The following is a 19,493-nucleotide window of genomic DNA, read 5'->3' as shown; positions in this document are numbered from 1 at the left end:
CCATCCTCGCTTAACTGGACTAAGCTGCACCCGCAACTGACGCTTAGCAGGGAATCTTCGACCCTTCACCTAAATGGCTTTAAGTCCATCAAGCTCAAGACATAAGTGAGGGGTGGGGCGAGCTTAGTATTTTTCACTAGTCAAAAGAGTCCAGCTCGCAGATATTCTTGCTCACTGTGAGGGCCTGTCCTCTTTGAGTAACTCAGCCTATCTACCTCGAAAAATATAAAAAAATAAAATGCCCTTTACCTAAGAAAGTGAGATATTTTCTCATATAGAAAAGAATAAAGTTCAATAATCTCAAAAGACCTTTAATTTTCCCTATATTTAAGATCGGAAAAATAAACATGACCAGCGAGAATATTAATTCTCACAAATGTCAGTAAATTATCAGCCTATATATTCATGTGTAAACATTGCATAAGAACACCCCCGTACCACCCCATTTTTGCAATGGTGTCTCATTACGGAAAGTACGACAGAACCATCACTTGCACATCATTAAACCAACATTTCGCTTCCCAGAACGCCCCTATTGATTCATAGCAAGCAAAAGGCACCACTCCTTTAATATCAGGAGTGGTGCCTTTATTAAAAACTAGCTTCCCAGCAATCGGGACTAATCGTTACGACGCACCCACACAAGGAACACACCAGCAACAACCAACAGCAGCGCTGCCAGTAGGGTATAGAGAACGCTCGCACCAGTAGCCGCTAGTTGCTTCTTCGCAGACGCTGCAGACGTAGCCACAGGAGCCGGCGCCGCCGTAGTGGTAGCAGCAGCTGGTGCCGGAGCACCTGGAGCAGCGTATGCCGGATTCGTCGGAGCTGCCGCGGAGCTACTTCCCTGCGAGGATCCCCATACCAAAGCACCCACCACAGGAATCAAAGCAAGCGGAATCAGATACTTCCAGTTGAAAGACGAATCATCCGGATTCGCTGGAACAAGCTCATCATCGCCGTCGCCAGGAACAACATCTTCTTCAACAGAGACCGTCTGTGCAGCATCATCGATATCTTCATGGCTAGCAACAACAGTGGTCTTGTCATCTGCCTTATAAAGCTTTTCAAATGCCACAAGAGTCTTGCCAGCCTGATCAGCATCGACATCGAAAGTTACATCCACCGTACCGTTAGCACCTGAAGCGGTGAACTCAGTTTCTGCTTTAATTCCGGTAGTTTTACCGGTCCCTTTGTCCATAAGTTCGCCTTCAACAAGGTACTTCTCGCCCTCAGTAAGGCCAGTGTAGGTAACCTTGTCCACGACTTTTCCACCAGTTGCAGAAATCAGCTTGTCATCATCAGCCTGATCAGTTGCAGATGTCTTCAGCGTTGGCTTAACCTCTTCCGGCTTCGGCTCTTGTGGCTCTTGCGGCGTTTGAGGTTCAGTCTTGGGAGCTTCAGGTTCCTTAGGCTTCTCGGACTCAGTCTTCGGAGCCTCAGGCTCTTTAGGCGCGGTCTTGGTTGGCTCTTCAGGATCGACAGAATCGCCAGTCTCCGGACTTACGAACTTAATGCTCAAAAGATTCTGGTAATTAGCAGACTGACCTTCCAAGCTGTAAGGGCTGTAAATCTTCAGCGTTACCAGCTTTGGATCGACCTCTTTAAGGTCAACAGACGCTACCTCCAGTCCAGAAAGGATCCTTGCAGCTTGTTCGATCTTGTTCGCGCTCGTACCAGCACCTGTGAGGTATTTGCTGCCAGGATCACTATCCGTCCAGTACCACACGGCAAGCTGAGTAGCGTATCGGAATTCTGCATCCGTAAGTCCAAGTGATTCTTTCAGACCTGCTGCATTATGGCTATGTCCATTATAAATAGCCCGAAGTACGCCAGCATCAGCTTCTGATCCACGCCACCTGGTGGCAAAGTTTTGAAGAGAAACGCCGTAGTTACTCTTGTAACGAAGGCTAATTCCCTTATTGAATACGTCACTCGTATTGGACGTCAAAGAATCCTTAAGAACAGGATATGGCTTTGTTATGTTGAAGCAATAAGCCAGCTCTTCAGTTTCACTACCTTCCGCCTTGACTACCAGCGGTGGAACGGAAGAATAATTTTGGTAACCATCATTACCAAAGGGCTCCTGTACAGCCGCGGTCTCATCAAGATAACCAAGGTAAGCTGGGCCAGCTTCCTGAGCTTGAACACTGGTGTTAACACTGAATGCAACAGCAATACCAGTAATCAAAGCAACTACTTTTTTAAAGGGCTTACTTCTCATTTTTTCCTAGTACCAGGTCCTCTATGACGGTAAACACTGCGCTCACCGCCAGAAGACCTCAAAGTTTATGGGGAGGGAAAATCAAAAAGCCCTGTTCGTGGATTTCTCATAACCTCGTGTTTCCAGCTTTTTAATGAACAGCAGCGTAAGCCTTGTATGAAAGATATCTAAAATAGAAAAATACCTATAACATCTATAATGATATTTCTCTCAGGTTTTCCAAATCTCACCCTTCAGGATTGCGTACACATCCCCTAATTTCCCACACAAAAGCCGCTGCTCGACCCACTACCCTCCCCCAACACCACCCCCCGACTCCATACATTAGAAAGACAAAACAAACACTAATTTAACCCCCGTCCGAAAATTGACCACTGATTCAAGACTGTGCAAAGGTTGCATTAAACCTCCCACCAACCCACCCCCGCCACACGCTACGCATACGTATGCATATCAAATCTACTATTCAATAAGCCCTGCAAGTAGCTACTTTGTTACCGCAAAGCAATCTTTCTTTTTGCACCCCCGAACATAGCTAAATCCCCGCTAAAAATAGCGAGGACTAGCTAATATTCACAGTTACATGCCTAAAACCCTGTGCAAGTCTTCGGCGATCGCGGCGAGTCGATCTTGTGCCCCTTGACGGTCCACGCCATCCTCGCCCACCGGCCGGACGACCTCTAAATAGCATTTAAGCTTCGGCTCAGTTCCGGAAGGACGGCAGATCACCCGATCATTATCTTCCGTCAGGAACATCATTCCGTCCGTGGCACCAAAACCTAGTGTTCCCTCCGCCAGGTCAATCACTTCAGTAATCTTCGAACCGGCAAGCTCCGTCGGCGGCGTCGTACGCAAAGTCTTCATTCCCTCAGCAATGATGGACAGATCCTCCACGCGGAATGTCAACGGTGCTGTCATATAGAGACCGTGCGCTTTGGCGAGGTCGTCGAGAGCGCAATCAAGCGTCCGTCCAGCTGCTTTAAGCTTTGCGACGAGACTTGCCACAACCACCGACGCAGAAATTCCATCTTTGTCTGCTACTGCCTCTGGATCGCAGCAATATCCAATGGCTTCCTCATAACCAAAAGCAAGGTTGGGAGTACGAGCAATCCACTTAAACCCGGTAAGCGTCTGCGCATGGTCCAACCCATGTGCTTTAGCCACCTGCGATAGGAGTCGACCAGAAACTACCGAGTTAGCATAGGATCCCTTAACCGTAGTTCCAAGGTATTCACCCAGAAGCGCACCTGTTTCATCGCCAGTCAGTTGGCGCCATCCGCCCTCAGCGTCAGCGTCTTTAGTAGCTACAGCGCATCGGTCAGCATCGGGGTCATAGGCAATAATGACGTCGGCGTCAATGGCATGTGCATGGGCTTTGGCTAGGTCCAGCGCCCCTTTTTCTTCAGGGTTGGGGAAAGATACAGTGGGGAAATCTGCATCAGGTTCTGCTTGTTCCGGAACAAGGGAAACCTCAAATCCCGCTTTTTCCAAAATCTCTTTACCCAGCGCAGCGCCTACGCCATGCATAGCCGTCAACGCGATACGCACATTAGCTCGTGATTCCTTACTAACGTCTGCACCAACAAGCCCTGCAGTCCGCTCGATATAGTGCTCGCGAGTATCAACCTCAAGAATATTGTCACGATTGCGCGCAATTTGATCTGCGAACGGAGCCGCTGCGATAGCTTCAGCGATTTCTGCATCGGCGGGTGCGATCAGCTGCACGCCTTCAGCGTCGCCAGTGGCTATTCTGCCGCCCAGATACACTTTGTACCCATTATCAGCCGGTGGATTATGGGATGCTGTAACCATAATTCCTGCATCCGCTCCCAGCTTTTTCACCGTGTACGCCGTGAGAGGAGTCGGGTTTTGTTTAGGCAGAACTAACGCTTCGCCGCCGGCTGCGGAAACAACCTCTGCTGCAGCATCATAAAATTCTGACGACCCATGCCGAGCATCACAGCCAATCACCACGCGAGGTACTGAGTCGTGGCCCAAGTTCTCCAGCAGCCACGCCATGAGTCCAGCCGTGGTGCGCAGAATCGTTGCTTCATTGAGTTGCGACTCACCCGGCCCCACTTGTGCACGCAAACCTGCGGTGCCAAAGTGAAGAGGACCAGCGAAAGTACGCGCGAGCGAAGACTCATCATTCGCATCAATCCATGCCTCAATCTGCTCACGGCTTTCCCGATTCGGATCGTGTTCTGCCCAAACACGCGCACGTTCAATCAATGTGTTTGTCATTTCCGCTGCACCACTTTCCGCTACTCGTCGAAGCCGTCCAGAACAGCTGCGGAAGCGGACAATCCCAATCGGGTTGCTCCTGCAGCAATCATGGCCTTTGCAGTCTCTGCATCACGGATGCCACCTGATGCTTTGATGCCGAGGCGACCGCCAACAGTGCGGTTCATGATCTCCACGGCATGCACGCTGGCACCACCTGCCGGATGGAATCCGGTGGAAGTCTTAACAAAGTCTGCGCCAGCTTTCTCTGAAACTTCGCAGGCACGAGCGATCTGATCGTCGTCAAGCGCTGCGGTCTCAAGGATCACTTTGAGGACGTTTGGAGCTGGCACTGCTGCGCGCACTGCGGCGATTTCCGCTTGAAGGTCCTCAAAGCGTCCCTCTTTGACCAAAGCCAGATTAATTACCATATCTACTTCTTCAGCGCCATCGTGAACTGCACGAGATGCCTCATTGGCCTTAATTTCGGGCTTGACTGCGCCCGAGGGGAACCCCACCACGGTAGCAATATGTACGCCTTCCGGGACCTCCACTGGCAGCAACGAAGGTGAGATGCAAATAGAATACGTGCCGAGTTGTGCAGCCTCTTTGACCAATTTCTTCACGTCCGCTTCAGTAGCTTCCGGCTTGAGCAGGGTGTGGTCGATCATTACGGCGACCTGAGAGCGGGTGAGTTGAGACGACATGGAAAATCTCCTTAGTATTTGAAGAAAAGTAAAAATAATGCTGAAGGCTGGTTAGCTGCTATGCCACATACACACCACGTGCGCGTTCAGTACTAGACATACGTCGATCTGCAAGGACGTAGATGACTGCACCAACCAAAGCAATCCCGGCCAGCACCCAGAGGATCGTCGAGTAGCCAAAGTTCAGGTCCATGAGCTTTGCGGTATAGGCAATACCAAGCGGAATTGTGATGTTGATGGTCAGGTTATAAAAACCGATAGCGATGCCCGACTTTGCAGCGGTGATATTTATCAGTGCGGTATTCACCAATGGTGCGTACATAAGGGCAAAACCAGAGGCAAAAAGGATAATTGCACATATCAGTACTGCAATATGGAGGTTCAAACCAAGCGCCGCGATGACCAATGACAGGAAGATCATGGTGAGAGCTGCGTAAATAGTCTGCCGAGAGCTCAAAACCTTACCGATCGCGCCGGAGAAGACGCCCACTAAAATCGCGCAGATATAACCCGGGACCATGAGTAATGCAGCTTTATCCTGCGAAAGCCCGTGAACGTCAGACGCGGCGAATGGGAGTAAGAAGATAAACCCTAGCTGCGTGGAATAAATCACGAATACCAAGACAATCGCCCACACATACCGACCATTAGTAAAGAACTCCGGCGATACGAGTGCTTTCTTGTTCTTCTTTACATGAACCACAAAACCGACAATTCCGAGCACCGTAGGAATCAGCCACAACGGATTGAACTTTTGCATGTACATGGTCAAAGATGCTGCAAACACAGACACCAGGAAAAGTCCTAGAGCATCAAATGTTCCCTCAACAGCCTCGTCCTCCGGAACCATCTTCTGGATGAAAGGAGCCACAAGAATCAAGATCAGCGGGACCAGGAACATGGCGGTCCATGAAACGTATGTGGAGATGAAACCTGAGGTCAAGGCTCCGATCAGCAGTCCGCCTTGGAAAGCGGCGGTGGAAAAGCCCAGGTAGGTCTTCTGGTCATCTTCAGAAAGGTGCTTGGTCACATAGATCACGTACAGCGTTTCCGCAGCAGCAAGACCAGCTGTCTGGACAATACGACCAAACAGAACCATCGGCCACGAACCGGAAAACACAAAGCCCATGATCGAGCCAACCGCAATCAACCCAATGCCTACGAGCATCAATTTGCGGATGGAGATCGTATCGGCAAGCGCTGCATACACCACAGCACCGATACCGATAATCACACCGGCCAGAGAAGCCTGAAGGCTCGCGGTGTTGGGGTCAATACCCAAACCTGCGGCCATCGGGCCAGTCATTGTTTTAAATCCATTGTCCACAATTAAGCAAAAGACAAAGGAAAACAAGAGTACAGGCACTGCAGCTTTAGGATTAACTATGCTCGCGTGGTTTGTGCCGTTACGTGCATCGACGTTTGTATGAGACATGGCAACCCTTTACTAGATTCCCGCGAGCGGAAGGGCGATTTCCATCATCGAGGTAAACGCTTTTTCACGTTCCTCAGATGTGGTGCTTTCTCCCTTAGGTATGTTGTCCGACACCGTGAACAAACCGAGCGCATGAGCACCGGCATACGCGGCAATGGAATACAATGCTGCAGACTCCATCTCCACACCCATAACGCCCATGCGTGCCCAGCGAGCATTTGCAGTCTCATCGGCGTTGTAGAAGATGTCTGAAGACAAGATATTGCCCACGTGCACCTTCTGACCAGCCTTGTCTGCCTCGTCAACCACAGCTTTCAGTAGTTTCCAGGACGCAGTAGGAGCATATGTTCCGGGCAAGTTGTACTGCTCTAGGAAGTTGGAATCCGTGGAGGCTGATGACGCCACGATGATGTCATAAAGGTTGATGTCTTCCTGCAAAGAGCCAATCGACCCCACTCGGATAACGTTGCGCGCACCAAAGATATTGATGAGTTCCCACGAGTAGATGCCAATGGAAGGCATTCCCATTCCCGAGCCCATCACAGAAACCGGGGTGCCTTTATACGTTCCGGTGTATCCCAGCATGTTGCGTACCTCGTTGAATTGAACAACGTCATCGAGGTACGTCTCTGCAATGAATTTCGCGCGGCGTGGGTCACCAGGAAGCAGAACCGTATCTGCGATATCAACACCGCGTGGATTGATATGGGGCGTGGACTTTTCAGCCATTTCAGTTACTCCTCACGATAGAAGCGTTAAGAGACCGTGCCCCTACTCATGCTCCGAGGCATCGGTGCACAGCACGTGGTGTGCTACAACCACAGGGTAAGTCCGCGACGGAACATATGTCAATACCTCATTTTACTTTCGTTCCACCCTTCTGGGGCCTCCCCTTTCCTTCCGACCTCCTCTCCTCACCTGGAAAAACCAAAAAACCGAGGGCCCAGCGTCCCTCGGTCATTAGTTATTCTCTGAGTTACTCCCCCAGCACAGCCTGGGCAGCGCCAAAATCCGTCACCAGATGCGTGGTGGTCCCCATCTCAAGAGCAACACGAATCGCCTTGGCTTTATCCACTCCACCAGCGATAAGCACACGCGTTGGTCGCGAGCTTAAGTCTTCAATGGAAATACCCACGGTACGTGCATCAATAGCAGGGTCAGCGATCTCACCCGTAGCAGTGTAGAACCGCGAACAAATATCTCCGACTGCATGCGTAAGCAGCCGATCAATCTCTTCCTCTGAGAGATACCCCAGGTTGAGCAGCAGACTTTCTCGCTGGACAGACCCCACAGTGAACACCACGACGTCGGCATGCGCACCAGCGCTGAGCATGCAGGAAATGTGGCGATCACGTACGACCAAGTCTTTAGCTTCACGACTATCCAGAATCACCGGCAAAGGAAGGAGCTTCATCTCCGCGTTAAAAGCACGTGCGAAACGCGTTAACGTACTCAGGTCATTCGTGCTACGTTCACTCAACGAGTGCCCTCCCTTGAGCTGCACCACACTCACATCGTGACGGGGAAGCGAACGCAAATGCTCCGACACATTGTTAAGGGTGTTCCCCCAAGAGATGCCTACCGACATCCCATCACATACCAAGTCCTCCAATAAAGAAGCACCGGCGTTGCCCAACTCACGCAACAGCTCTTCCTTGTCGGGGCTGACGGGGCGCACCACGCGGACGTCGTCAAGCAAAAAGCGCTCTTTGAGACGTTGTGCAATCTCATCGCCCTGCTCACGCGGATCATTGAGCGTAATGGTGACAAAGCCCTTTTCCCGCGCATAACTAAGCAGCTTAGAAACCGTAGGGCGCGAAATACCCAAACGCTGTGCAACCTCTGCTTGCCCAAGACCGGACGCGTAATACAGCTTCGCCGCGTCTATGGCTTGTGCATCTCGTGCGTCAATCATGATGCCCCTTACTTCACCCCCAAAAGTCTAATTTCACTGGAAACATTTCACATCATATGTATGCTATGCCACATGTCAGGCATGAACCTACTTCTTCTATGCCGCGGCGGGTCACAGGCCTAGAAAACACGGCCGGCACCCCGTCGCGGAGATTTGGTGTAGCCGGCCGTGGGACAGCACCCAGATTACTGTCCTTCTCCCAATGATTACATTCAAGGATATTCATCATGGCCTCCTCTGACGCTTTCATCTCCGCACCGGCAGACATTCACACCCCTGCCGGCAACTTTGCCGCTGGACAAGCAGCGTGGAACAAACAGCGCTCATCCGATCTCCCGGTTCACCGCTATCGCCCCTTTGCTGCCGAAGTGGAAAAGATCGACCTGCCAGATAGAACATGGCCCAGCACCATCATCGATTCTGCCCCACAGTGGTGCGCCGTGGATCTGCGCGATGGCAACCAAGCGCTTATCGATCCCATGAGCCCCGAACGCAAGCGCCGCATGTTTAACCTGCTGGTCACCATGGGATACAAAGAGATTGAAGTGGGATTTCCCTCTGCCTCACAAACCGACTTTGATTTTGTCCGTGAGATCATCGAGAAAAATATGATCCCCGATGACGTCACCATCCAAGTCCTGGTTCAAGCGCGAGAGCACCTCATTCGCCGCACCTTTGAGGCCTGCGAGGGAGCCAAAAACGTTATCGTTCACTTCTACAATTCCACGTCTATTCTGCAGCGCGACGTTGTGTTCAGAAAAGATAAAAAGGCAATAAAAAAGCTGGCCACAGACGCGGCAGAACTGATTAAGACTATTGCTGCCGATTACCCAGACACCAACTGGCGATGGGAATACTCCCCCGAGTCCTTCACCGGCACCGAGCTCTCTTACGCAAAAGAGGTGATCGATGCAGTAGTCGAGGTCATGAACCCCAGCCCGGCACATCCCATCATCATCAATCTGCCTTCCACCGTGGAAATGACCACCCCCAACGTCTACGCAGACTCCGTGGAATGGATGCACCGAAACCTGAATCGTCGCGATTCCATCATTCTGTCTCTGCACCCACATAATGACCGTGGCACCGGTGTTGCCGCCGCCGAACTCGGATACATGGCAGGCGCCGACCGCATCGAAGGCTGCCTCTTTGGCAATGGCGAACGCACCGGAAATGTCTGTCTGGTCACCCTGGGGCTGAACATACTCACCCAAGGAGTAGACCCACAGATCGATTTCTCCGATATTGAGCAGATCCGCCGAACCGTCGAATACTGCAACCAGCTGCGCGTTCCCGAGCGTCACCCGTACGGCGGCGACCTGGTGTTTACGGCTTTCTCCGGTTCCCACCAAGATGCCGTCAACAAAGGCCTGGACGCCATGGCATCGCGCGTTCGACCCGGCGCGACTCACACCGATGTCTCGTGGGAAGATCTCCGCGAAGAGGCCTGGGAAGTCCCCTATCTGCCCATCGACCCCAAAGATGTGGGCCGCAACTACGAGGCAGTCATCCGCGTCAACTCGCAGTCCGGCAAGGGCGGCGTCGCGTACATCATGAAAACTGACCACGGCATTGCGCTTCCCCGCCCTATGCAGGTCGAGTTCTCCTCTATCGTCCAGCGTGTCACCGATGCCGAGGGTGGCGAAGTAGAGTCCAAGAACATGTGGGACATCTTTGCCCAGGAATATTTGGATCGCACCGCGCCGATCGAGCAGATCACTATGCGTGTCGACGCCGCCCAGAATGAAACAGACGAAGCCCACATTGCTGCAACACTAGAATTCCAAGGCAAGGAAACCACCATCGAAGGCCACGGCAACGGCCCCATCGCTGCCTATGCCAATGCGCTCGAATCCCTGGGCATCGACGTGGAAGTGCAGGAATACGAGCAGCACGCCCGCACTGCAGGCGACGACGCAGAATCTGCAGCCTACATTCTGGCCGACATTAATGGACAGCGCTTCTGGGGCGTAGGTATCGCAGGATCAATTACTTACGCTTCCCTCAAGGCCATTACCTCAGCGGTCAATCGTGCCCTGAGCTAGACATCCCCTACTTTGCCCCACCAAAGCATAGTTTTGGTGGGGTTTCCTGCGCCCGCGCTGCATGCGACCCCGCTACAGTTGAGACTCATGAACGAGACAATCCGCACGCAGCTCAACCACCGCACGATTCGCGAGTTCACATCTGAACCAGTCACGGAAGAAATGCTTGACCAGATCTTCCAAGTAGCATTGCATACCCCCACCTCCCTTGGCATGCAGACCGCGAGCATTATCCGCGTCACCGATCCCAAGCTCCGCGAACAGCTGACCGAAATCGGAACTCAAGAATATGTGGGTCGAGCACCCATCTACCTTCTTTTTATCGTCGATTTACATCGAACCAAACGCATCCTTGCCCATAACGACGCCCCGACCGAACCCGCCGGATACCCACGCAATTTCGTCCAAGGCTTTACCGACGCCTGCCTCATGGCCCAAAACGTATGCATCGCGGCAGAGTCCCTCGGTCTGGGTGTTAATTTCCTCGGCAACGTTCACAACGACGCTGCCGCCGTAATTGACGTGCTCGCACTTCCGGAACTCACCTTCCCCGTTGTTGGCATGACTTTGGGCTGGCCAAATCAGTCGCCCCAGCTCAAACCACGCATGCCCAAGAGCCTCCGAATCATGGAAAATGGCTATCACGAGCCAGAGGATTGGTCAGAGTCTATGACTTCTTATGACTCCACCATGACCACCTATTACGACCTCCGCAATGCTAACCAGCGAGTGGACAGCTTCACCATCCAAACTCTCCAAAAGAATCCACCGATCAAAGACAACCGCGACCTTACCTTTGAGATTGCTCGTTCCCAAGGCTTTGATCTTTAGAGCGCAAAAGGCGCTGCCCGTGTTCGGGCAGCGCCTTAAGATTCCAGGCCTATACACCCGGTTTTCTTATATTTAACGGTGGTGGAAGAAGCGGTCAATGATTGGCTTGAGGAAGCCACCAATTCCGATGATCGCTGCGATAGCCGAAATCACACCAAAGACTGTGGCCAGTATAGAAGCAGTGTTGAGCTTGCCTTCGGTCTCGCCAAGCTTGTCCAAGTTCTTCTTGTTCAAATCTTCCAGACGCTTATTGTCGTTCTTCAAACCCAAGATATCGCGCTGAGCTTCGGCGTACTTCTTCTCCAGCTCTTCAATCTTTGATTGCGCATTAGCAAGCTGATTCTTCAACGCATGATTCTTCTCTGCGAGTTCTTTGCTTTCCTCTAGAGACTTCTTCAAGGCGTCTAGTGCTTTTTTGTAATCCTCGCGCAGAGCATCGTTTTCTTCGCCTAATGCGTCGTTATCATCTTGCAGGTCCTCGATCTGATTATTTAGATCCTGAAGATTTTTCTGTTGCTCTTTGATTATACGATCTTGCTCTTCCGTAATTTTGAGACTTTCTAGCAGGAATTCATTCAGCTTCTCATTGTCTGCGTTAAGTTTACCGAGCAGTTTATGTACATTTTCTACTTCAGCGTCAAGCTCTGATACTTTTTTCTTCAGTTCCGCTATTTTTAGTTTTTGTCGCTGATTATCCTGCTTCAGTCTATTAATTTCAGCTATTTTTTGATAGATTACCTGAATCAAAAATTTATTATAGGCTTGTTCGTTTTCCAGAATTCCAGCAAGCTCAAAAAATCTTTCCGCCTGTTCCTCTAGCTTTTCCTCTTGTTCACGAGCTAGCTTGTCTGCGTTAAGAAGTGCATCAGCCAGTAGTTTTATCGATGCATCTTTGCACTGCCTTATCCGTTCTTCAGAACTTTTCTTGCTATCAGCACTACAAGATACGGTGACAGACGGACTTCCATTTGAGTGACGCATTATCAGCAGCTCATCAATCCGAGTCTCCTGAGCACCAGCCACCGGCGCAGTCAATATCGATCCTGCGATCGCGCAACTTACCACTGTTGAGACAAGCTTCTTCATACTTTCAGATCCTCCACGATCTTTGACGTGCCAGATCCCCATGCAAATAACATCCAGGGGCAGGTTTCCTTAAGGCTACTTAATAGCAATGTCAAAGTAATGTATGGCATACACTTATTTCAAGTTAAGGTTTCTTATTCGGTAAAACCGTACCCCCGCCTTAAATCTCCCCACAGTAGCCCCGGATGTCCAAAAATGAAATCTTTCACATTCGGAAATTCGCCACACAGCACCCTTCACCAACCGCACTGAGCTCACACTTTTATCAAAATGGCCACCTTTTCACCCCGCCCCTTGTGTATGTATGTGAATTTTTTAGCTAACCACACAAAAATCCACCAGGCTACCGATAGCTTATATTGTTATAATAATGTTACCTATGTAAATGCGTCCTTCCTCCCCCTTTCTTTTCCGCTAACCCCGCAAATCCGCGTCACGCTTACCCGTCAAATACGCCGACTACACTGTCCCTATGACCAATAAGCAAGTAGACGCCCCCAACGCAGAGCGAGCTGCCGAGATCGAGCATGCTCCTTACGTAGCGTTATCGATACAAACAAGCGGTATCCACCCGTCTACTTCTCGCCTCATTACTGTCGATGCAGTCACTTTCACCGAAGACGGGGAAGAAGTCGACCATTTTCATGCCGTCATCAACCCTGGTGATAACCCCGGCCCTTTCCATCTCCACGGACTCAGCCGAGAAGAAATCACGCAAGGTAAAAAATTTAGTCACATACTAAAACCGCTGGGCAAGCTTATCGACGACCGCACCCTTATCCTCCACAACACGCCTTATACATGGGGTTTCCTCGTGTCCGAGTCTCGTCGAGCCATGAGTAACGCCGCACGGGCAAACCGCGCTCGCCACAGGCACCGCAACCACCGTCGACAACGAGTAGGGCATATTCCGCGCCCGCGTTTGATCGTCGATACGCTAGCAACGGCGCGCCGTCAAGGCGTTGCTTTTGAAGACATCCGTATCCGCGCTGTCGCTCATGCGCTAGGCCTCGATTCCCCTTCTCCGGTTGCTTCGCTTGAGCGCGCTGCGCGTCCTGAGCAGCATGTATCCCGCGAGGAAACCCTGCTCATCGCACGCATGCACTTTGTGGAAAAAGCGTGTGGAGTCATCTCTTCTTATACTCCTGATCAACTGCGGGCAGACAAGTTTGGGTTGCAGCGCTCAGACATTCGAGTAGACGCCATGGAGGTTCCTCGCGAGTACGAAAATCCAGGCGTTTACTCCCCTTCTAATGGCTTTGTACAAGGCATGGAGGTAGTGATCGCCCCAGAAATCACGGAAGATCCAGACACCATCATCGAGGCAGTCCTGCGTACCGGGTTGGCTTATAACGAAAAACTCACACGCAAGTCCAGCGTTGTGGTGTGCAATAAAAAAGAAGACCTTGTTGGAAAAGCCATGCATGGGCACCGAAAAGGAATTCCTTTGATAACAGATAAGGAATTCCTTCGGGCTGTCGTAGACGTCAAACCAGGCAAGGCGCGCGAAGACGACTAAACTCTGGTCCCATGAGTTTGAATCTGCGCACCCGCCTTGCCATCGGCGCTGCACGCTTGGCCACAACCGCTTCGCGTGCCACCGGTCGTGGGTCGGGCGGAATGATTGGCGGCCTTATAGCCGAGAAAATCGACCCGAACATCATGGCGTCGCTAGGCGACGACCGTCCCGTTGCCCTTGTCACTGGCACCAACGGTAAATCTACAACCACTCGTATGCTCGCATCTGCGGTGCGTGCACAACATACTGTGGCAACTAACGAGGGCGGCGACAATATGGACGCCGGCATCATCTCCGCACTCATGGCAGGTCAGGAGGCTAGCCATGTGATCCTTGAGGTAGACGAACTCCACGTTCCAGCCGTAGCAGATCGTCTCAAGCCATCATGCTTAATCCTCCTCAACCTCACCCGCGATCAACTGGACAGGGTGGGAGAAATCAACAAGATTGAGCGTGCGCTCCGTGAGTGCGTGATGAAGCACCCCGAGATGACTGTGATCGCCAACTGCGACGACGTACTTGTTAGCTCCATCGCCTACGATGCCAAAAACGTTGTATGGGTATCCGCAGGCGCTGGCTGGCAAGGAGATTCCGTTTCCTGCCCACGCACCGGCGGACACGTGGTCCACGACGGCACCGACTGGTACGCAGTCAAACCGCTGCCCAACGGTGAACAATTCCGCCGGCCGACCCCGCAGTGGAGCATCTCCGCTGAAGGTATAACCTCCCCGGCTCGCACAGACGCCCCTGCCACGCAGGTATCCGCTCTGGATCTGGCGCTTCCCGGCAACGCTAATCGCGGCAACGCCACCCAAGCGGTAGCTGCAGCCGTAGAGTGTTTCCATGTTCCGCTTCCCCAGGCGATTCGCGCGGTAGAAGCTGTCGACGATGTGGCGGGGCGCTACTCCACCATCACTCTTGGGCAACACCAAATTCATCTGCTTTTGGCCAAAAACCCAGCAGGCTGGCAAGAAGCGCTATCCATGGTCGACCGCACCGCAGAAGGCCTCGTGATTGCGGTTAATGGACAGGTCGCCGATGGTGAAGATCTCTCTTGGCTCTGGGACGTTAAGTTTGAGGAGCTCGATGAGCTATCCGTAAAAGCCTCTGGCGAACGCGGCACTGATCTGTCCGTGCGACTGACGTATGCCTCGGTAGAGCATGAGCTCATGAAGAATCCTTTGCACGCCATCAAGGCTTGCCCAGCTGGTCGCGTTGAGGTCCTTGCCAATTACACTGCATTCCGCGATTTGAAAAAGGCCATTGCGGCCGCAAAGGAGTCCTAATGACTGATCTTTCTATTGGACTCATCCTTCCCGATGTCCTGAGCACATACGGCGACGACGGCAACGCTTTGGTGTTGCGGCAACGCGCCCGCATGCGAGGTTTCACCGCAGAAATTCATACGGTGAAACTGGGCCAAGCGGTACCGGAATCCTTGGATATTTATTGCCTAGGCGGTGGTGAAGACACAGCCCAGATCCTTGCCGCTGAGCACCTCATCGCAGATGGCGGCCTTACTCGCGCAGCAAACGCCGGGCGCCCAGTCTTAGGTATTTGCGCCGGGCTTCAAGTACTCGGTCGTTCTTTCCGCGCAAGCGGCAGGATGGTTGATGGTGTAGGACTTATCGACGCCACCACCTCTTCCCTAGCCAAACGCACTATCGGAGAGCTCCACACCAGCCCCACCAGCAACGGCATTACTGCCGAGCTAACAGAGCCCCTCACCGGATTTGAAAACCACATGGGCGCCACGATCCTTGGCCCTGATGCACAGCCATTGGGAAAGGTCACTCGCGGTGTGGGCAACACAGATGAGCATGGTATCTCTCAGGCGTCGGCGAACTCTGAGCAGATAACTGCGGAAGGTGCGGTGCAAGGAAACGTTATCTGCACATACATGCACGGACCCGCGCTTGCCCGTAACCCCCAACTAGCTGATCTCCTGCTAGCCAAGGCTATGGGTATAGCCCTCAGCGAGCTTGCTCCTCTCGAGCTGCCTGTGGTTGATCAGCTACGCAAGGAACGTCTAGCGTAGTTTTCGCCACTGTAATCCCCGCCCCTGAGCTGGAATGTTTAGCTTCCAGCTCAGGGGCGTAGTAGTTTTCTGCCTCGTGACAAGGAAATTGTTGTTTTTGAGAACGCTAGAGCCCCGGCGCCCTGCAAAACCACTGGCCGCGATTTCTAGTGTTCTCAAAAACGACAATACGACAATCAACACAGCCTAAAACGAGTGCTTCGTACCTTCACACAGGCCGCACCTGCCATGTGTTACATATATCTCACGCTGCTTGAGGGGCATGCTTGTTTCCCTCAGACTGGTCGCCACTGGCGATAACCTCCCTGCACACAAAGCTTGGATTCTCTGCGCTAAAAAAGAATCAGTGTCAAGAAGCTAACATTACCGCCTTTATTGCACACGCACGAGCCACCAGACTCCCTGTAATCGGTGGGATGACGTAGTTACACTGGCGTCCACTCATCCCGAGTTCGTAAGTATCTAACCAATCAGGAGGACTTCTCTTTTATGAGTAACACCAATGATGTGAATGAAGATGCACGCATGTACGAGGATATGGAAACCGCGCTGCTGGAAGGTAAAGCAAGCAGCTTCAAAATACATAATGTAAACGGTGCGATGGAGGAAGCCCTCTAGCCCCCTAAGAGTTCTCAGAGAAAAGGTGGCCACCGACAATCCAGCCGGTGACCACCTTTTGTAGTCTTAGGTCGTGCTCTTTTCTTCTATGAGCTGGTTAATCTCTTCGCCCAGCGCTGTCACTTTGGTAACGGCAGTAAGAAAAGAAACTCTCCCTGCATTATCGCCATCCCAAGGGTTGCTTTCTAAGACATTGACTAAAGCAGCCTTGTGCTGCTGCACAGCCTCACGCAGCGCGGCTTCCTCCTCTGCGTAACCTAAATCCGATAGGTATTTATCAAACTTCCACGCGTTGTTTTCCTCGCGCTGCCGGGTCTCCTGGTAGATCATCGGTAGAAGAACTTCAGCTTTTTGTACCTGTTTGGCTTCTTCCGGCGTGGGGAAAGAAAATTCATAATCTTGCTGCCAAGGGATCGCTAGAGAAGTCATATCGACATCTTGGTTACGGATTATAGAAACACTCGCGCCTGTGTTTTCCCAGGACAACGACCCTAGTGTTTGCCCTACGTACCCTTTCCCGGGAACCCAGTTAGGCCCTCCAGAGTCACCGCTTATCGTGCCGAGCTGGCCGGTCACCGTAAGATACGAGTCCGTATTCAGCACTTCCGAGCATGAAGTCTTCTTTGAGGCGGCACCGTAGTAGCACACTGTGTCACCCTTTTGCGGCTGATATATCTGGTTTCCAGAAAAGACATTCTTTCCCGCAAAATTCTTATCGGCAAGCTGCACGTACGCAAGATCATTCGCTCGGAAATTATGATGCCCGCGTGGCCATTGCCCTTCTGTCAGCTCTTTGTCGTATCGCTGCTTAAGCGTCCCTATTTCTCGTTTATGCTTGTCATATACCTTGGCGCCGTCTGCTCCACAATGTCCAGCTAGCCATACCCGACCGTTTTCAACGTCTACGTAGCCAGCAGTGCAATAGGAATGCCCATATCGAGAGTTTTCCGGATGAATCTGATCGCCTTGGTTTACTTTTATTTCCCCTGGCACATTCGCAGTGTCAAAATACCCGTCGGAGGGGAGCGCATGCCCGCTGGGAGCTCCTGTAGCAACAAGAACACCCATAGCTACAATTGTGCACAATCTTCTTAAAACCACCGAGAAACCCTTTACACTTTAGTAAGTAAATGAAAACCTTTCCCTTAATATTACTTACTAAACCCTAAGGCAATTGTAAACTAGCTAAGATTTTTGCCACCCTCAAAAATGGTCTTGTTGGCAATGTGCCCTAACCCCTCAATGCCCACTGTCACCACATCGCCATCACTTATGTATCTCCGGGGATCACGGGCATGCCCAACCCCGCCAGGAGTTCCAGTTACAATCACATCCCCCGGATCCAATGGATACAGATGCGTGATGTACTGAATAAGATCGGCCGGTTTAAACACAAGATCGCTGGTAGCAGCGCTTTGCATCTTTTCTTCATTCAGATACGTGGTCAACTCCCCACCAAGATCAAAGGAGTCTCTCGTGGTTAGCCAGGGGCCAAACCCTGCCGTCTTTTCCAAGGATTTCCCTTGGTGCCATTGAAGCGTTGCGTATTGATAATCACGGGCACTGTAGTCGTTCATCACCGCATACCCAGCGATATAGTTCTCTGCCTCTGAGGCTTTCACCCTGCGGGCACGCTGTGAGATCACCACGGCTAGCTCACCCTCCCAGTCGAGGGCACCATTAGCCCACGGAGGAACCAGGATGTCGTCGAAAGGCCCGGTAAGTGCATCGGAAAATTTAATAAATAAAGTCGGGACTTCCGGCAGCGTGCGCCCCATTTCCTTGATGTGATTGACATAGTTCAGCCCCACGCAGATGATCTTTGTGGGAGACGGAATAACCGCGTGCAGATCCTGCAGGGAAAACTTCACAGTCGTTCCTTCAGCCGATTCCGCCAACTCCCGCCAGTTGGGGTTACGGAGCAGCTCACCGACGTCAGCAAAGCCCGGGATAGTTACGGCGAGATTCTCGTCTTCAATGCGTGCAGCGGTCGTTGTTTCTTGGGTTCTTATGGTTGCAAGACGCATAATGTTTGCTCCTTTGGGATCGTTTATTCCACGCTAATACGCGCAGGCGCCCCAGTCGATGGCATCAGGTACGGTACATTTCCCAGTAGGAAGTATTTGGAAGGAAAAACCGTGCGCACCGATCTGGTCACTCAAGGCATCGAGAAAATAATGGACGCCATCGCAGATGGCACGTTCCGCCCTGGCGACGCCCTTCCGCCGGAAACAAACCTAGCCGCCTACCTGGACGTTTCACGTCCCACGATGCGCGAGGTGGTGCGAACCCTGGCAGACCGCGGAGTCGTGGAGGTAGTCCATGGACGCGGCACCTTTGTCACCCCCATCAACCAGTGGAATTATGTGCGCTCCCGCATGGACGTGATTTCGCGCAGCTTAGACCCCAAAACCATCGGAATTTACCTCACGGAAGTCCGACGCATGATCGAAGTCGGTTCATCGGGACTGGCCGCGGCCCGCGCCACCGAGGCGGATATTGAAAAGATGAAGCAGGCGCTTGCTGATTACGATGCTGCCACCGAACGTGGCGACGTCGCAGCCACCACCGACGCAGACGTTGCTTTTCATACCGCGCTACTTGAGTCCACGGGAAACCCCTTCGTCTCAGCGCTCATGATCCCGCTGGCGGGTGCCTTAGCGGAATCGCGACGCAAGACCAATGCCGTGGATGAGGTCCGTAAGCGCGCGAGCAGACATCACCATGCGATCTTAGATGCCGTTATTGCAAGAGATGAGCAAGCTGCCAAAGACGCCATGCGCGCGCATATGACTCAAACCTTCGACGACATTTCTACGTTCTTACCAGGATCGATGGGCTAACACAGAGCC

General features: G+C 52.0%; 16 protein-coding genes. 7 read left to right on the top strand and 9 right to left on the bottom strand.

Going from position 1 to position 19,493, the window contains the following annotated elements:
* Positions 1 to 619 precede the first annotated feature (619 nt).
* From CKV68_RS07670 to CKV68_RS07645, 6 genes are all read right to left on the bottom strand, one after another.
* On the bottom strand, positions 620 to 2,224 hold the full coding sequence (locus tag CKV68_RS07670; RefSeq protein ID WP_095075952.1) for a VaFE repeat-containing surface-anchored protein: 1,605 nt from the start codon (positions 2,222 to 2,224) through the stop codon (positions 620 to 622).
* A 579-nt stretch (positions 2,225 to 2,803) separates the two neighbouring features.
* A complete protein-coding gene (locus tag CKV68_RS07665; RefSeq protein ID WP_095075951.1) occupies positions 2,804 to 4,468 on the bottom strand; it encodes a phospho-sugar mutase in 1,665 nt (554 codons plus the stop codon).
* A gap of 20 nt (positions 4,469 to 4,488) precedes the next feature.
* Positions 4,489 to 5,154 carry a deoxyribose-phosphate aldolase gene (gene deoC / locus CKV68_RS07660; protein WP_095075950.1) on the bottom strand — a complete coding sequence of 222 codons (666 nt, stop codon included), beginning with the start codon at positions 5,152 to 5,154 and terminating at the stop codon, positions 4,489 to 4,491.
* 58 nt (positions 5,155 to 5,212) lie between these two features.
* Positions 5,213 to 6,589: an MFS transporter gene (locus CKV68_RS07655; protein ID WP_013910615.1), complete on the bottom strand. Its 1,377-nt coding sequence runs from the start codon at positions 6,587 to 6,589 to the stop codon at positions 5,213 to 5,215.
* Positions 6,590 to 6,601: 12 nt separating this feature from the next.
* A complete protein-coding gene (gene deoD / locus CKV68_RS07650; RefSeq protein ID WP_013910614.1) occupies positions 6,602 to 7,318 on the bottom strand; it encodes a purine-nucleoside phosphorylase in 717 nt (238 codons plus the stop codon).
* Positions 7,319 to 7,565: 247 nt separating this feature from the next.
* Positions 7,566 to 8,504, bottom strand: coding sequence for a sugar-binding transcriptional regulator (locus CKV68_RS07645; RefSeq protein ID WP_013910613.1), 939 nt, complete (start codon positions 8,502 to 8,504; stop codon positions 7,566 to 7,568).
* A gap of 227 nt (positions 8,505 to 8,731) precedes the next feature.
* Here CKV68_RS07645 and leuA point away from each other — a divergent pair, with 227 nt between their 5' ends.
* Both leuA and CKV68_RS07635 read left to right on the top strand, forming a co-directional pair.
* Positions 8,732 to 10,549 (top strand): 2-isopropylmalate synthase, encoded by a 1,818-nt coding sequence (leuA, locus tag CKV68_RS07640; protein ID WP_095075949.1) that lies wholly within the window; start codon positions 8,732 to 8,734, stop codon positions 10,547 to 10,549.
* An 87-nt stretch (positions 10,550 to 10,636) separates the two neighbouring features.
* Complete coding sequence (locus tag CKV68_RS07635) at positions 10,637 to 11,380, top strand: NADPH-dependent oxidoreductase (RefSeq protein WP_013910611.1); 744 nt, start codon at positions 10,637 to 10,639, stop codon at positions 11,378 to 11,380.
* Positions 11,381 to 11,452: 72 nt separating this feature from the next.
* Here CKV68_RS07635 and CKV68_RS07630 read toward each other — a convergent pair whose 3' ends face one another.
* Positions 11,453 to 12,466 (bottom strand): coiled-coil domain-containing protein, encoded by a 1,014-nt coding sequence (locus CKV68_RS07630; RefSeq protein WP_013910610.1) that lies wholly within the window; start codon positions 12,464 to 12,466, stop codon positions 11,453 to 11,455.
* 472 nt (positions 12,467 to 12,938) lie between these two features.
* Here CKV68_RS07630 and CKV68_RS07625 point away from each other — a divergent pair, with 472 nt between their 5' ends.
* From CKV68_RS07625 to CKV68_RS11440, 4 genes are all read left to right on the top strand, one after another.
* On the top strand, positions 12,939 to 13,985 hold the full coding sequence (locus CKV68_RS07625) for a DNA polymerase III subunit epsilon (RefSeq protein WP_095075948.1): 1,047 nt from the start codon (positions 12,939 to 12,941) through the stop codon (positions 13,983 to 13,985).
* An 11-nt stretch (positions 13,986 to 13,996) separates the two neighbouring features.
* Entirely contained in the window at positions 13,997 to 15,271 is a 1,275-nt protein-coding gene (locus tag CKV68_RS07620; RefSeq protein ID WP_095075947.1) for a Mur ligase family protein, read from the top strand.
* On the top strand, positions 15,271 to 16,023 hold the full coding sequence (locus tag CKV68_RS07615; protein WP_095075946.1) for a type 1 glutamine amidotransferase: 753 nt from the start codon (positions 15,271 to 15,273) through the stop codon (positions 16,021 to 16,023). The genes CKV68_RS07620 and CKV68_RS07615 overlap by 1 nt, the downstream gene beginning before the upstream one ends.
* 489 nt (positions 16,024 to 16,512) lie before the next feature.
* Entirely contained in the window at positions 16,513 to 16,641 is a 129-nt protein-coding gene (locus CKV68_RS11440; protein ID WP_013910606.1) for a hypothetical protein, read from the top strand.
* 66 nt (positions 16,642 to 16,707) lie between these two features.
* Here the strand turns inward: CKV68_RS11440 and CKV68_RS07605 are convergent, their stop codons facing one another.
* Together CKV68_RS07605 and CKV68_RS07600 are read right to left on the bottom strand one after the other, a co-directional pair.
* Positions 16,708 to 17,709 (bottom strand): S1 family peptidase, encoded by a 1,002-nt coding sequence (locus tag CKV68_RS07605; RefSeq protein ID WP_231910426.1) that lies wholly within the window; start codon positions 17,707 to 17,709, stop codon positions 16,708 to 16,710.
* A 113-nt stretch (positions 17,710 to 17,822) separates the two neighbouring features.
* Complete coding sequence (locus CKV68_RS07600) at positions 17,823 to 18,668, bottom strand: fumarylacetoacetate hydrolase family protein (RefSeq protein WP_095075944.1); 846 nt, start codon at positions 18,666 to 18,668, stop codon at positions 17,823 to 17,825.
* Positions 18,669 to 18,779: 111 nt separating this feature from the next.
* On the opposite strand from CKV68_RS07600, the gene CKV68_RS07595 reads away from it, so the two are divergent.
* On the top strand, positions 18,780 to 19,484 hold the full coding sequence (locus CKV68_RS07595; protein ID WP_095075943.1) for a FadR/GntR family transcriptional regulator: 705 nt from the start codon (positions 18,780 to 18,782) through the stop codon (positions 19,482 to 19,484).
* Positions 19,485 to 19,493 lie beyond the last annotated feature (9 nt).

The sequence above is a fragment of the Corynebacterium ulcerans genome, from assembly GCF_900187135.1.
In the GTDB taxonomy this organism is placed as follows: domain Bacteria; phylum Actinomycetota; class Actinomycetes; order Mycobacteriales; family Mycobacteriaceae; genus Corynebacterium; species Corynebacterium ulcerans.
The sequence above is the reverse complement of the archived record's forward strand: the minus strand, read 5'-3'. Positions and strand labels throughout refer to the sequence as shown.